The organism is Flavobacterium sufflavum, from assembly GCF_004016525.1.
Lineage (GTDB): Bacteria > Bacteroidota > Bacteroidia > Flavobacteriales > Flavobacteriaceae > Flavobacterium > Flavobacterium sufflavum.
The window spans coordinates 107,185-121,898 of sequence record NZ_SACJ01000012.1 but is presented as its reverse complement, the minus strand read 5'-3'; the positions used below and the strand labels follow the sequence as shown (position 1 = coordinate 121,898).

General features: G+C 33.1%; 14 protein-coding genes and 1 other RNA gene. 8 read left to right on the top strand and 7 right to left on the bottom strand.

Translation table 11 applies throughout. The features are described 5' to 3' along the window. Positions 1-1,789: Ig-like domain-containing protein (locus EOD40_RS15660; RefSeq protein WP_164905493.1), on the bottom strand; the 1,789-nt coding region annotated here is incomplete at its 3' end. A 641-nt stretch (positions 1,790-2,430) separates the two neighbouring features. On the opposite strand from EOD40_RS15660, the gene EOD40_RS15655 reads away from it, so the two are divergent. The 4 genes from EOD40_RS15655 to EOD40_RS15640 are packed head-to-tail and all read left to right on the top strand — an operon-like array spanning position 2,431 to position 6,509. Continuing rightward, the gene (locus tag EOD40_RS15655) at positions 2,431-2,916 is read left to right on the top strand and encodes a SixA phosphatase family protein (RefSeq protein ID WP_128197125.1); all 486 of its coding nucleotides are present in this window, start codon (positions 2,431-2,433) and stop codon (positions 2,914-2,916) included. A 3-nt stretch (positions 2,917-2,919) separates the two neighbouring features. Beyond that, positions 2,920-4,992 (top strand): polyphosphate kinase 1, encoded by a 2,073-nt coding sequence (ppk1, locus tag EOD40_RS15650; RefSeq protein ID WP_128197123.1) that lies wholly within the window; start codon positions 2,920-2,922, stop codon positions 4,990-4,992. Between the two features lie 31 nt (positions 4,993-5,023). Continuing rightward, positions 5,024-5,914, top strand: coding sequence for a Ppx/GppA phosphatase family protein (locus EOD40_RS15645; protein WP_128197122.1), 891 nt, complete (start codon positions 5,024-5,026; stop codon positions 5,912-5,914). Between the two features lie 7 nt (positions 5,915-5,921). Beyond that, a complete protein-coding gene (locus tag EOD40_RS15640) occupies positions 5,922-6,509 on the top strand; it encodes a TMEM175 family protein (protein WP_128197120.1) in 588 nt (195 codons plus the stop codon). A 4-nt stretch (positions 6,510-6,513) separates the two neighbouring features. Here EOD40_RS15640 and EOD40_RS15635 read toward each other — a convergent pair whose 3' ends face one another. The 3 genes from EOD40_RS15635 to EOD40_RS15625 all read right to left on the bottom strand — a co-directional run bounded on the left by EOD40_RS15635 (position 6,514) and on the right by EOD40_RS15625 (position 8,603). Continuing rightward, on the bottom strand, positions 6,514-6,888 hold the full coding sequence (locus EOD40_RS15635; protein ID WP_231129642.1) for a DNA polymerase III: 375 nt from the start codon (positions 6,886-6,888) through the stop codon (positions 6,514-6,516). Positions 6,889-7,130: 242 nt separating this feature from the next. After that, positions 7,131-8,216, bottom strand: a complete 1,086-nt coding sequence (gene dnaX / locus EOD40_RS15630) for a DNA polymerase III subunit gamma/tau (RefSeq protein WP_128197118.1) — start codon at positions 8,214-8,216, stop codon at positions 7,131-7,133. Between the two features lie 87 nt (positions 8,217-8,303). Further along, positions 8,304-8,603, bottom strand: a complete 300-nt coding sequence (locus EOD40_RS15625; RefSeq protein WP_128197116.1) for a hypothetical protein — start codon at positions 8,601-8,603, stop codon at positions 8,304-8,306. A 126-nt stretch (positions 8,604-8,729) separates the two neighbouring features. Between EOD40_RS15625 and rnpB the strand changes: the two genes are divergently transcribed. Beyond that, positions 8,730-9,067: RNase P RNA component class A (gene rnpB, locus EOD40_RS15620), an RNA gene on the top strand. Positions 9,068-9,168: 101 nt separating this feature from the next. Next, the gene (locus EOD40_RS15615; protein ID WP_128197115.1) at positions 9,169-10,101 is read left to right on the top strand and encodes a ketopantoate reductase family protein; all 933 of its coding nucleotides are present in this window, start codon (positions 9,169-9,171) and stop codon (positions 10,099-10,101) included. Here the strand turns inward: EOD40_RS15615 and EOD40_RS15610 are convergent, their stop codons facing one another. Together EOD40_RS15610 and EOD40_RS15605 are read right to left on the bottom strand one after the other, a co-directional pair. After that, positions 10,102-10,692, bottom strand: coding sequence for an RsmD family RNA methyltransferase (locus EOD40_RS15610; RefSeq protein WP_128197113.1), 591 nt, complete (start codon positions 10,690-10,692; stop codon positions 10,102-10,104). It abuts the gene before it with no gap. Next, on the bottom strand, positions 10,689-11,495 hold the full coding sequence (locus EOD40_RS15605) for a DUF3822 family protein (protein ID WP_128197111.1): 807 nt from the start codon (positions 11,493-11,495) through the stop codon (positions 10,689-10,691). The genes EOD40_RS15610 and EOD40_RS15605 overlap by 4 nt, the downstream gene beginning before the upstream one ends. A gap of 333 nt (positions 11,496-11,828) precedes the next feature. Here EOD40_RS15605 and EOD40_RS15600 point away from each other — a divergent pair, with 333 nt between their 5' ends. After that, complete coding sequence (locus EOD40_RS15600) at positions 11,829-13,250, top strand: ATP-dependent DNA helicase (RefSeq protein ID WP_128197110.1); 1,422 nt, start codon at positions 11,829-11,831, stop codon at positions 13,248-13,250. Here the strand turns inward: EOD40_RS15600 and EOD40_RS15595 are convergent. Then, on the bottom strand, positions 13,247-13,609 hold the full coding sequence (locus EOD40_RS15595) for a winged helix-turn-helix transcriptional regulator (protein WP_128197108.1): 363 nt from the start codon (positions 13,607-13,609) through the stop codon (positions 13,247-13,249). The genes EOD40_RS15600 and EOD40_RS15595 overlap by 4 nt on opposite strands. Positions 13,610-13,730: 121 nt before the next feature. Here EOD40_RS15595 and EOD40_RS15590 point away from each other — a divergent pair, with 121 nt between their 5' ends. Continuing rightward, on the top strand, positions 13,731-14,606 hold the full coding sequence (locus EOD40_RS15590) for an SDR family oxidoreductase (RefSeq protein WP_128197106.1): 876 nt from the start codon (positions 13,731-13,733) through the stop codon (positions 14,604-14,606). Positions 14,607-14,714 lie beyond the last annotated feature (108 nt).

Below are 14,714 nucleotides of genomic sequence, written 5' to 3'. Positions count from 1 at the left end.
CTGTCGCCGTAGCCGAACATTCACCATTTACATCAGCCAGAATTGGTTTTGCCGGTTTAGTAACATCGTCAACAATTACATTTTGAGTAGCTGTTTCAGTGTTTCCATTACCGTCATTGAAAGTCCATGTTACTACCGTTGTCCCCTGAGTTGAGATAGGGAATACTGTAGTTGTTGTTCCAGTGATTGTTCCGGCACAAGCATCAGTAGTGGTTGGCGCTACCGGAGTTCCGCTACATCCGTTGATAGTTACATCAACTAAAGTAGGTTTAACAGGAGCAGTCTTATCTTCAACACTAACTGTAGAAGGAGCAGATGTCTGCTCACATAAAGTTATTCCATTTTTTACCTTTACTTTATAATCTCCGTTGGTAGTAACAACTAGAGTATTTGTTGTTTGACCATTGATGATAGCATCGTTTTTATACCATACATAACTTGGAGAAACAGCGTTTGTATTAGCAGTTAACGTTGTAGTTAAACAAGCCGTTAAAGTACCTGTAATGTTTATCGTTGGTAATGGATTAATCGTCAAAGTAACCGGCGTTCTAGTAGTACTTGAACAAGTTCCGTTTGAAGCCTGAGCATAATAAGTGACGGTTCCTACCGTATTAAGAGTCGGGTTTGCAACCGCAGTTCCACCAGTTGAATCAGTATACCAAGTAATGGTTCCGGTAGATGTAGCAGTAGCAGTAAGAGTTTGAATAGGTGAAGTTGCACAAACGATTTGATTGCCACCAGAAGTTGGGGCAGTCGGTATGCTTGATGGCGAAACAATTACATTGGTAGTAGAAGTACATGAATTAGTATCGGTAACTGTAACAGTATATGTTCCGGCAGCTAAGTTGCTAACTGTAGAAGTAGTTCCTACAACTGTATTTGATGCATTCTTCCAAGAGTAGGTATATGTTCCAGTTCCACCTGTAGCCGTGACAGAAACAGAACCTGTATTTCCGCCATTGCAAGAAGTATTTGTGGAGGATCCTGTTAGAGTAAGTTCTAAAGGAGTATTGATGATTACTGAATATGTATTTGAGACTCCTTTAAAATCAGTAACTTTTAATTTAGCTGTGTTATTCGATGTAGTGTAAATATATGTTGGATTGGCTAAACTAGAATCTGTAATGCCATTATTATCGAAATCCCAAGCATAAGTATATGGAGCAGTCCCACCATTTGTTGTAGATGTGAAGTTTACTGTATTATTAATTCCTACTTTACAAGCTTTGTAGGTAAACTGAACAGCTAATGGTGCTCCAAAAATAGTAGATTGACCAAATTCACATTGGGACTTAGTGTAGTTACTGGCCGTATAAGGAGTTGTTCCGTCTACTATGTTTTTAGCTTCCCATACAACTAAAATATTAGTGAAAGATAGAGATTGTCCACAAGTCCATTCGATAGGAATAGTGGTTATTTGTATCTTACCTGCAGGTTTGTTTTTAGTAGAAGGTAAAGTCCCAATATATTTATTAATTTCGGTAGATACTCCTCCAATTGATAAAGTTGCAAATAATCGGGTTGTACTAACGTCATTTGCTTGATTTTGTGTGTAATTCATCCAGATGGTAACATTGTATTTGTCTACTCCTGGAGTACAGGTTGGTACAAAATTTTCGAGAGGAATTCCGTTAACTTCTGCACTTAGATATACGTTTTCTACAGATACATTATTTGCTGTACAGTTAAAGCCATCCAGTCTTAAATCGGGGTAATCGCTACTAAATTGAGAATAAATATTACCAACAAACAAAAAGAAGGTAAATAAAAAAAGTAATTTTGTTTTCATACAATTAATTTTTAATTTATGATAGGCATTATTTAAGCTTAATTGTGAGATTAAATGATGCTTTTTTTGGGGCTGAGTTTTTAGTTCTGATAAAGCTGAATTAGCCAAATTTAATTTTTGGCGAAAATACAGACAAATATTTCGATATGTTGTTTTTTCTCTACCAACAACCAAAAAACTCGTTAAAAGACTTTTTTGCCAACAATTTCATGAGTTAACAAAGCTTTTTTGAAATTACAATGAACTTGATTTTATATTTTAATTTGAACTATGAATTAGTAGGTTGATTTGATAAAATTATTTTTTTGATTCAATTATTATAAATATATGTTAAAATCTTAATCAAACTTAGATTGTTTTTTTTAATCTACCAAAAAAAATATCGACAAAGTGTATAAAAAATCAGATAAAATGCATTTTTATAGGTTTTTAATTACTTTTTTTTAACATAAGAAATATTGTTATAAAATTTAGATGAATTTGAATTCTGATAAAAAAGTATTGATATTTATCTTGCAGGAAATAAGAAAAAGGTATAGAAGTAAAAAAGGAAAAAATAAAATCAGAATCTTTCGCTTTTCTTTTGTAAATTGTAAGTTCGATTTCAGTTTTAGATTTAATTTCACTTAAATTCGTTTTCCATGAAAAATTTAGTATTAATCAGGCATGCAAAATCGAATTGGGATATGCCATTAAAAGATATTGATAGACCTTTAGATCAACGTGGGTTGCAAGATGCCCATTTAGTCTCCTTAAATATTCACAAACACATTCCTAAAAAATATATCATATGGAGTAGTCCAGCCAAAAGAGCCTCGGATACAGCAGTTATTTTTGCACAAAATATTTTATATCCAATAGAGAATATCGTTTATAAAGACGATTTGTACACTTTTGATGAAAGGCAATTGGAAACTGTTGTTAAATCATGTGCTAATACATTTGACAGTGTAATTCTTTTTGGACATAATGCTGCCATTACAAATTTTGTTAATAAATTTGGTGACGTATTTATTGATAATGTTCCTACAAGTGGTTTTGTTTCGTTACAATTTGAAACTGATAATTGGGGAGAAATAAATAAAGGAAAAACCAAAAAAATAATAATTCCAAAAGATTTAAAATAAAAAATGTTTGATCAAAAGTATATTGATAGAGAGAAAAGTTGGTTAGCATTTAACGCCAGAGTACTTCAAGAAGCCGCCGACGATTCGGTACCATTATTAGATAGATTACGATTTTTAGGGATTTTCTCCAATAATTTAGATGAGTTTTTTAGAGTTCGATTTGCAGCTGTTCGTAGATTGAGCCTGTCAGGTAAAACAGGAGAAAAAATATTAGGAGGGATATCGGCACAACAATTGGTAAAAGATATTACCGAAATAGTAATAAAGCATCAGACCGAAAGTTTAGCCATTCTTAGAGATATTGAATCTAAACTGCAAACTGAAAATATCTTTATTATTAACGAAAATGAGATTTCGACTGAACAGGAAATTTTCTTAAAAGATTTCTTTATTCAGACTTTAAGTCCTGAACTAGTTACTATTATCTTAAATGATTTAGCCGAATTCCCTTTGTTGAAAGACAATATTGGTTATCTGGCCGTGAAATTAGTAATGAAAAAAAATGCGGCTGTTCATTATGCTATAATAGAAATTCCCAAAACAATCAATCGTTTTGTTGTTTTACCATCTTATGATAATAAGAATTATGTGATTCTTATTGATGATGTAATTCGACACAATTTAAAAAGTATCTTCAATATTTTTGATTGTGAAAGTATTGCTGCTCACATGATTAAAATTAGTAGAGATGCTCAATTAGATATTGATAGTGATATGAGCAAAAGTATGCTTGAAAAAATATCTACCAGTGTAAAAGAGAGACGAATAGGTGAGCCGGTACGTTTTATTTATGACCAATTAATTGAAGAAGATACTTTGCAGTTTTTCTTGGATAAAATGAAAATTGTTTCTACTGATAGTATAATTCCGGGAGGAAGATACCATAACAGGAGAGATTATATGGAGTTTCCAAACTTGGGAAGATATGATTTACTTTACAAAAAAAACATACCATTACCTATACCAGGACTTAATCAGGAAGGTAGTCTTTTAGAAAAAATCAATAAAAAAGATTACCTTTTACATGCTCCTTATCAGTCGTTTTCTTATCTAACTAAATTTTTAAGAGAGGCTGCTTTGGACCCAAAAGTGACTTCAATAAAAATAACCTTATACCGATTAGCTAAAAATTCTCAAATCATTAGCTCATTAATCAATGCTGCCAAAAATGGAAAACAAGTAACGGTTCAAATAGAATTGCAAGCCCGATTTGATGAAGCTTCTAATATTTCGTATGCTGAACAAATGCAAACTGAAGGAATTGATCTTATTTTTGGTATCAAAGGATTAAAAGTACACAGTAAGATATGTGTAATCGAAAGAAATGAAAACGGAAAAACAAGACGTTATGGTTTTATTTCCACAGGAAATTTCAATGAAGCTACCGCCAAAATTTATACTGATGTGACCCTTTTTACTGCGCATCAACAAATTCTGAAGGATATTTCAAAAATTTTCGACTTTTTTAATATCAATTATAGGTCGCATCGATACAAACATTTGATTGTTTCACCTCATTACACACGTTCCAGATTTTACAAATTTATTGACAGGGAAATTTCTCATGCGCTTGCAGGTCGGGTTGCTTATATGAAATTAAAAATGAATAGTTTGTCTGATTTTCATATGATAGATAAATTGTATGAAGCCAGCAATGCTGGGGTTAAAATCCAATTGGAAGTCAGAGGAATTTGTTCTTTGATTCCGGGAATAAAAGGGATGAGCGAAAATATTGAAGCCATAAGTATTGTTGATAATTACCTGGAACATTCGCGTATTTATATTTTTGGAAATGGTGGTCAAACCGAAGTTTATATTTCTTCAGCCGATTTTATGACTCGAAATCTAGACGGAAGAGTCGAAGTAACCTGTCCTATATATGATCAGGATATTAAAAACGAATTGATTGATAACTTTGATATAGCGTGGAAAGGAAACGTAAAAGCACGTTTTCATTCTTATAAATTGGATAACCTATACCGTAGCAATGACGGGAAAAATATATTTAGGGCACAAATTGAAACTTACAAGTATTATCAAAGAAAAGTGGGGTTGTTAGAAGAAATTATTCTTTAAACAAAACGATAAAAATATATATTAAGGAATAATGATTAAAATTAAAAAATACGCCGCCATCGATATTGGATCTAATGCCATGCGTTTATTAGTTGTCAATATTGTTGAGCAAGAAGGAAAAGAAACCCAATTTAATAAAAGTGCTCTGGTACGTGTGCCAATCCGTTTAGGTCAGGATGCCTTTACCGTAGGAGAAATTTCGGCTGAAAATTCAGATCGAATGGTTGATGCGATGAAAGCGTTTAATCTTTTGATGAAGGTACACAAAGTGGAATCATACAAAGCTTTTGCAACTTCGGCCATGCGTGAGGCTTATAACGGTAAAGAAGTAGTAGCACTAATTAAGAAAAAAGCCGATATAAAAATTGAAATTATAGATGGTAAAAAAGAAGCTGCCATCATAGCATCGACTGATTTACATCATTTGTTAAAAACGGATAAAACCTATTTATTTGTAGATGTAGGTGGTGGTAGTACTGAATTTACCTTGTTTTCTGATGGTAAAATAGTAAACTCAAGATCGTTCAAAGTAGGCACCGTTCGTTTATTGAATGAAATGGTTTGCGATGTGGTATGGGAAGAAATTGAAAAGTGGATTAAAATCAATACTACCGATTTTGACGAAGTTTCCTTAATAGGTTCGGGAGGAAATATCAATAAATTATTTAAAATGTCCGGAAAAATGCAGGATAAGCCATTGTCTTATTTGTATATCAATTCCCAATATGCATTTTTAAATTCGTTAACATACAATCAAAGAATTTCTGAATTAGGTTTGAATCCTGATCGTGCCGACGTAATTATTCCTGCTGTTCGTATTTATCTTAATGCGATGAAATGGAGTGGAGCCAGAAACATCTATGTTCCTAAAATTGGACTTTCAGATGGTATTGTTAAGGCCATGTATTTTGGTAAAATATAATTAATTTATGAATAAAACTAGATTAGAAGCCTTTAGTGATGGGGTTTTAGCCATCATCATTACCATTATGGTTTTAGAATTAAAAGTTCCAGAAGGAGAACATTTTACCGATTTGCTAACCCTTTTTCCGGTATTTATCAGTTATGTATTGAGTTTTATTTATGTGGGAATCTATTGGAACAATCACCATCATTTATTACATAGTGCTACAAGAGTCAATGGAAGAATTCTATGGGCAAATCTTCATTTGCTCTTTTGGTTGTCTTTAATTCCGGCTTCTACTGCCTGGATGGGTGAGCATGATTTTGCGAAAGCTACTGTAACAGTTTATGGAATTGTACTTTTTATGTCGGCAATTGCATTTGTGGTTTTACAAAACTCGATTATATGTTATGATGGAGAAAAATCTTTTTTAGCAAAGGCTGTTGGTAAAGATTCAAAAGGGAAATTATCTCAGGGGTTGTATCTTGTGGCTATTATTTTCTCCTTTTTCTATCAATGGATTTCATTGGCAATTTATTTAACAGTTGCCTTAATGTGGTTAATTCCAGACACCCGAATAGAAAGCAAGATTTTAGATAGGGAAAAAAACTGAAAAATTAAGCATTTAAATCTAATCCAAATGTTGTTCTTAACAGATCAATATTTGGATTAATTTCATGTAAACGATTGTATCTGTCCTGATCGTTTAAAGCTTTTTTAATGGACACATTTTCGTTTACAATCACTTCAATATTGATATTATGATTGTGAAGATGTCCTCTAAGATGTCCTAAAAGAGCATTCATTTCTTTCTCGAAATCCAATTTGGAACCTTCATTTGGTAATTCGATGTTAATGGTTGTTCCGTTTAAAACAGGATCGTTAATAAGTAATAAAGATTCCATAATTCTGAAACCTTTGTCACCTAGTCTTTTAGCGTAATTTGTCCATTGCAGAAGCATTTCTGTTTCCGTAAAAGCTTCAGTTGGCAAATCAACGGTTTCTCTTACTACAACTTTTTTGTTGTCTTCTAATGCTTTTTTGGCACGAATACTGGATAATGATAATGCAGAAAATTGTGGTCCTGTTGGTTCAGTTTTTTTAGGAATTACAGCAGCTGGAGTTTCAGTTGCAACTTCTTTTTGAGGAATTGCAGGAGCAGAAACTGCTTTTTCTATAGCTTTAGATTGATCTACTATTGAATAATCATTTCTTCTAAAATAAGTAGGTGGAATTATAAAGGACTCAGCTTTTTTTTTTCTCCATCAAAAGTGATAGAGGCTAATTGCATCAGGCAAAGTTCTACAAGTAAACGCTGATTTTGACTTAATTTGTATTTTAAATCACATTCATTGGCAATTGCAATTCCTTGTAAAAGAAATTCCTGAGAGCATTTTTGAGCCTGAACGCCATACATTTTTTGAGCCTGTTCACCCGCTTCTAATAAGCTTAAGGTGGAAGGTGTTTTGCTTACCAATAAATCTCTAAAGTGTGAAGCTAATCCGGCTACAAAATGATGCGCATCGAATCCTTTTGAAAGAATATCATTGAAAGCCATCAATAAATCAGGAATTTTATTCTCTAAGATTAAATCGGTTACACTAATGTAAGTTTCATAATCCAGAACATTCAGGTTTTCGGTAACGGCCTGACGGGTCAAATTGCTTCCACAATAAGAAACCACTCTGTCAAAAATAGACAAAGCATCACGCATAGCACCATCAGCTTTTTGAGCAATAATGTGTAAAGCATCATCTTCAAAAACAATCCCTTGACTTTGTGCTACTTCGGCTAAATGTTCTTTAGCATCTTTTACGGTAATTCTTTTGAAATCAAATATTTGACAACGCGATAAAATCGTTGGAATGATTTTGTGTTTTTCGGTCGTAGCCAAAATAAAAATGGCATGTTTTGGTGGTTCTTCTAATGTTTTCAAAAAAGCATTAAAAGCTGCCGATGACAACATGTGTACCTCATCTATAATATAGACTTTGTATTTTCCGGTTTGTGGCGGAATACGAACCTGGTCAATTAAATTACGAATATCGTCAACAGAGTTGTTTGATGCAGCATCTAATTCGAAAACATTAAAAGCAAAGTCTTCGTTAGGATCATCATAACCAGGCTGATTGATTTTTCGAGCCAGAATTCTGGCACAAGTAGTTTTTCCAACACCACGTGGTCCTGTAAATAAGAGTGCCGAAGCTAAATGGTTGTTATCTATGGCGTTGAGCAATGTATTAGTAATTGCCTTTTGTCCTACAACATCATTAAATGTTTGTGGGCGGTATTTACGGGCTGATACTATAAATTGTTCCATAGAAATTGTAATTCGAAAGCAAATATAGGATTTGAAAAACCAAAAACCAAATTCCGAATTCCAAATAAAAAGAATAGATTCGTTTTTCTATTTTCTTCGGGCTTTTATACTGATGTTTAATAAAAGTTGAGCGGTTTCGTTTATCGAATTGGCAGCAAATCCGGCCACATAAACTCCTTTTTTTCCTGACTTTGATTGGATACCAAAAACAATCGCTTCGTCGTCAGGATTGGATTCTCCTTCATAACGATAGATATGTCTGATTTCATAATTGTCGGGATTTTTCAGAATATCATCTTCATGTTGATTGAAATCGTAATTAAATCCATTTTCGTTCAATTCGTCCAAGGCTTTTGAAACTGAATCGTAGTGATATATAGTGTCCATGATGTTAAATATTTTAAAGGTTAAAACATACTTAAATATAACCATTTTATTTTTAATGTGTTGCAAAATGCTTGTTAAAGTAGTTTTGCCAGACTTGTTACCATGGTTTAATTATTGTACTTTTGCCGCACAGACCGCCTTATCGCTGTTCGCCTTGGCGGAGAGAGGAAAGTCCGGACACCACAGAGAAGCATAGCGGGTAACACCCGTCATTTCGTCTTTCGGGACGAGATAGGACAAGTGCAACAGAAAGTATGTACAGGTAATGCTGTAGTGAAACCAGGTAAACTCTATGCGGTGAAATACCAAGTATATCAGCTCCCGATAGCTATCGGGATAAAAAGGATTTCTCGTCCGTTGCTGAAGGGTAGGTAGCTTGATCTTGTTGGTAACAACAAGGCTAGATAAATGATAAGGGTTCGCCTCGGCGAATACAGAATCCGGCTTATAGGTCTGTTTTTTATTTAAAACAAAAATAAAACCATTAAGAAATTAAGTTTCATTAAGTCAAAAGGCTTAATTTTCTAAATTTCTTAATGGTTATTTTTTTAATTGATATTGTATTATGCAAATAAGAATTGGAATTTTAGGATTGGGTGGAGTAGGTGGTTATTTCGGCGGACTTTTAGCTAAAGCCTATGCTGAATCTGAATCAATCGAGATTGTATTTATTGCTCGTGCAGAAACTCAAAAAGCAATTGCTGCAAATGGATTAAAAGTCATTTCAGATGAAAGTGAATTTGTTGCTTTTCCAAAATTAGTTTCTAATGATCCTGAAGTTATTGGTAAATTAGATTATCTCATTTGTGCAACCAAAACCTATGATATCGAAGAAAGTTTGCTTTCTATCCAAAAATGTATCAAAAAAAGTACTGTCATTCTACCTTTATATAATGGTGTAGATGCTCCCGAACGCATTCAGACCCTTTTTTCGGATAACGAAGTTTTACAAGGTTGTGCTTATATTGTTTCCTATATAAAATCTCCGGGTGTAATTAGAAAGTTAGGACATTTTGAAAAATTATTCTTTGGTTCTATGACGGCTCCACTTTCTAAATTGAATGCACTGCAATCTATTTTTGAAAATGCGGGAATTCAAAGTCATTTATCGGATACTATTGAGGAAACTGTTTGGGAGAAATTCATTTTTATATCCCCTTTGGCTTCGGCGACTTCTTATCTCAATCAAAATATTGGTGAAATTGTCAATTCGGAATCGAATAGAAAATTCTATGTTGCTTTACTAAATGAAATTACTTTGGTAGCTGCCGTAAAAGGTTTGGCTATTCCGAATGACATTATTTTGCAAACCATTCAAAAATTACAAAAATCACCTCAAGATGCTACTTCGTCAATGCACCGCGATATTTTAGCTGGACATAAATCAGAATTAGTTTCTTTAACTGAATTTGTAATTAAAGAAGGAGCAAAATATGAAGTGGAGACGCCAACCTATCAGTTGGTTTTTGATAAACTATCTTCAGGTTTGAATTCTTAATTATTCTTCTTCGCCATCATTTTCTAAAGAATCACCTTCTAATTCTTGTTCCGATTCAAATTCGAAAAAACTAAAAATCGAACCGCCATAACTTTTTTGAAAAGAGAAATTAGGCAAGTGGTCTAACTTAGTATATTTAGAATGTTCAATAACCATCATTCCATCCTGGTTAAGAATGTTTCTTTCGAAAACAAGTAACACCACTTTTTCAAAAGTAGCCTGGTCTAATCCATAAGGAGGATCGGCAAAAACAATATCAAACGAAGCATTGCATTTTTCGAGAAATTTAAAGACATCACTTTTGGTCGCAGCAATAGGAAAATCATATTCGGTAGCCGTTTGTTTGATAAACTTTACACAACCAAAATCGCCATCAACAGAAGTAATAGGTGAACTTCCGCGAGAAGCAAATTCGTAACTGATATTTCCAGTTCCGGCAAATAAGTCCAACACTTTTAAACTGTCAAAACTAAAATGATTGTTTAAAACATTGAACAAAGCTTCTTTGGACATATCGGTTGTAGGTCGAACAGGTAAACCTTTTGGTGGGCTAATGCGTCTTCCTTTGTATTTTCCTGAAATGATTCTCATGAGTTGAAAAGTATAAAATGATTTCTGTTTTCGGCCTCAGAAAAATAATTGTTCCATCGTAAATCTTCCACATCAAGTAGTGAAACATTACGGATGTATTTGTAAGCCATTTTAAAAAAAGGACTTTCGGTAGTAATGTTCCCAATTAATTCCAAAGGAAAATTTTCTGGATTTAGATTCAGTTGTTCGGCAGTGAACAAAATGTAATAAATAAAATCTTCGGGAGTTTGGTATTCAAAAGAATTAAAAAGTAACAACTTTTGATTTTGAATCACTACAATTTCAAAATGAGTGGAACTAAAATGAACCATCATTTTTTTAGTGTCAACATTTTTAGAAGCATCTAATAATTTAGTGACCAAAATACTGTTAGCATGTTTGTATTCGAAAGAACCAAATTTGTCTATGAAGAAATTATTCATATTCACATACGGAATATAAACGGCATTGATTTCGTAATTGCTGATTTCGTCGAAAGCAAAAAAATCAGTTTCAAAAACTTTAGTATTGTATTGCAAATAGCTTCCCAGATAATTTTCGTCAAAAAGTGGAGCCGGAACAAAAGTTGATAGATTGTTGTTGTGAATGACAATAACGTCATCATATTGTTCATTCAGTTCAGGATGTTCTGCAAAAGCATTCGCAAACAAATCTTCTATTTTTAAATTTTTGTCAAAATGGTCAAAATGGATTTCCTTGAATGAAGAAACGGTATTGTTAAGAGTGTCAAAACAGCAAAAAGAAAGTCCGGTCAAGGAAACCTGAATGGAGAGTTTTTTATATTTCTTTTCGGTAATGTCCATTAATGAAGATTTTTTCTGAATGGCAAACTTACAAATTTAAATAGCAATAACAATGTCAAAAATCAATTTCAATATAATGTAGTTGCCGAAAATTTTACCACAAAGAGTCTCGAAGGAATCGCAAAGATTCGCTAAGTTTTTTATAACCACAAATTACACAAATTAGAAAAACTTATATTTACTTTATGCTTTTAGCTTTTCTTTTTGTAATATTTCAAAAAACTTAAATGACTTATATGGTTTAAAAAGTATTTTCAGTTTAGAAACATTTATCTGTAAAAATCTGCTAAATCTGCGTGCTAAAAAACTATCTTTGAAGTTAAAATACAATACATGATTTCCTCCCAGTTTTACAGTCTTTTAAAAAAGAAATTCCCGTTTTCTCCCACTTACAATCAGGATATTTTTTTTCAGAAGATTGCCATCTTTTTGACAGAAACAACTAATGACAGCATTTTTGTTTTGAAAGGATATGCTGGAACCGGGAAAACTACAGTCATTTCAACAATTGTAAATAACCTTTTAGAGATTAATAAAAAATATGTTTTGTTGGCTCCAACAGGTCGTGCAGCTAAAGTAATTGCTAATTATTCGAACAAACCTGCTTTTACCATTCATAAGAAAATTTATTTTCCTAAGAAAAATTCGGGTGGTGGCCTGTCTTTTACATTGCAACAGAATAAACATAAAAATACTGTTTTTATAGTCGATGAAGCTTCGATGATTTCAGATGTGGATTCCGATTCAAAGATGTATGCCAATGGTTCCTTGCTTGACGATTTGATTTCGTATGTGTATTCAGGAACCAATTGTAAGATGATTCTTTTGGGAGATACCGCCCAGTTGCCTCCTGTAAATTTAGATATCAGTCCCGCATTAGACATTCGTACATTAAGTATGAACTATAATAAGGAAGTAGATTATATTGAACTCGACGAAGTCATGCGTCAGGAAGAAAGTTCCGGAATTTTGCATAATGCTACTGAACTTCGGGAATTATTGAAAGATTCCTTCATTACCGATTTTCAGTTTAATGTTCGAAAATTCAAAGATATTGTTCGTTTGGTAGATGGATATGATATTCAAGATGCAATCAATTCGGCTTACAGTAATTATAGTATCGAAGATACCGCCTTTATTGTTCGTTCGAATAAAAGGGCGAATCAATATAATGAGCAAATCAGATCTAAAATATTGGATAAAGAAAGTGAATTGTCTACGGGAGATTTTTTGATGGTGGTTAAGAACAACTATTTTTGGTTGAAAGAATCTGATGAAGCCGGTTTTATTGCCAATGGTGATATTATCGAAATTTTAGAGATTTTTAAAATTGTCGAATTGTACGGATTTAAGTTTGCCAAAGTAAAAATTCGAATGGTTGATTATCCCAATCAGATTCCGTTTGAAACTGTTTTGTTGTTGGATACGATAAAAAGTGAATCGCCATCATTGACCTACGAAGAATCAAACCGATTGTATCAGGAAGTCTTAAAAGATTACGAAGGTGAAACCAAATTCAAGCAATTCCAAAAAGTAAAAGCCAACGAATATTTCAACGGACTTCAGGTAAAATTTTCTTATGCCATCACTTGTCACAAATCGCAAGGTGGGCAGTGGAACACGGTTTTTATTGAACAACCTTATTTGCCTAACGGAATTGACCGGGATTACATCCGCTGGTTGTACACCGCCATGACCCGTGCCAAAAATAAATTATATCTGATAGGATTTAAAGACGAAAGTTTTGTCGATTAATTTTTAGCAATCGTTGCTTCTCTATGTTGCAAACCCCATTCCAGCATTTTGTCCAATACATCACTCAATAATTTTCCTGATTCGGTCAACTCGTATTCAACCATAATTGGAGTGGTGTCATAAACGGTACGTTTGACCATTCCATTTATTTCTAAATCTTTCAATTCTTTGGATAACATCCGGGGAGTGATTTTCGGGATATTTCGTTGAATATCTGTAAAACGTCTTTTCTCAAATAATAACGAACCTATAATAGGTAACTTCCATTTACCACTAATTACATTTAAAGTATCATTAACGGCTAATACAAACTGAATCGGGCATGCTTTGGCTTCTTTGAAACTGATTGTGCTTTTCATAATCTGTTGATTTTGTTGTCACTATACAAAAGTATATCGATATATTTTAGTACTTTAGTATATTTTGTATAGCAAATGTAGTTAACTTTGAATAATAATTAATCATAAAATCTTAAAAATAATGAGTGCAAAAATTTTAGTTACTGGGGCTACGGGAAATTTCGGAAGATTAACAATCGATTTTTTATTGAATAAAGGAATTGCTGCGGCTGATATTTCGGCTTTGGTTAGAGATGAAGCAAAAGCATCTGACTTAAAGCAAAAAGGAATTAACCTGAGAATAGGGGATTATGATAATTACGATTCTTTGCTGGCAGCATTTCAGGGGATAGATAAATTGTTGTTGGTTTCAGGAACTGATTTGGTTAACCGAAGCAAGCAACAATTGAATGCGGTTAAAGCGGCAAAAGAAGCTGGAGTCAAACATATTTTATATACGAGTTTTGAACGTAAGAATGAGACTGAAACTTCTCCGATTGCATTTTTAGCCCAATCGCATATTGATACAGACAATGCTATCAAAGCAAGTGGAATCAATTATACTATTTTTAGAAATAATTTATATTTGGATGTACTGCCGATGTTTTTAGGAGAAAAAGTACTGGAACAGGGAATCTTTTTTCCTGCAGGAGAAGGTCAGGCCGCTTATGTTTCGAGAAATGATTTAGCCGAAGCAGCTGCCAATGTATTGATTTCTGGTGAACACGAAAATAAAGAATACGCCATGAATAATGTAGAAAATTATTCGATGAAAAACGTAGCGGATGCCTTGAGTGAAATTACCAATTCAACGGTGAATTATGCCAGTCCAAGTGCTGAAGTATATTCAGATGTTTTGAAAAATGCGGGTGTTCCCGGAGAATACATCGGAATGTTTGTAGGTTTTGGGGAAGCCATAAAACAAGGAGAGTTCCATACCGAATCGAGTGATTTAGAAAAATTATTAGGTAGAAAACCAGCAAGTCTAAGTGATTTTTTAAAACAAGTATACCTATAATATATAAGGACAAACTTAAATTTAAAAACGGACTAGGAAAGTCCGTTTTTTTATAAAATAAATTTTAAGAAGAAAAAGATGTTTATATTTAATACCTATAATAATTAA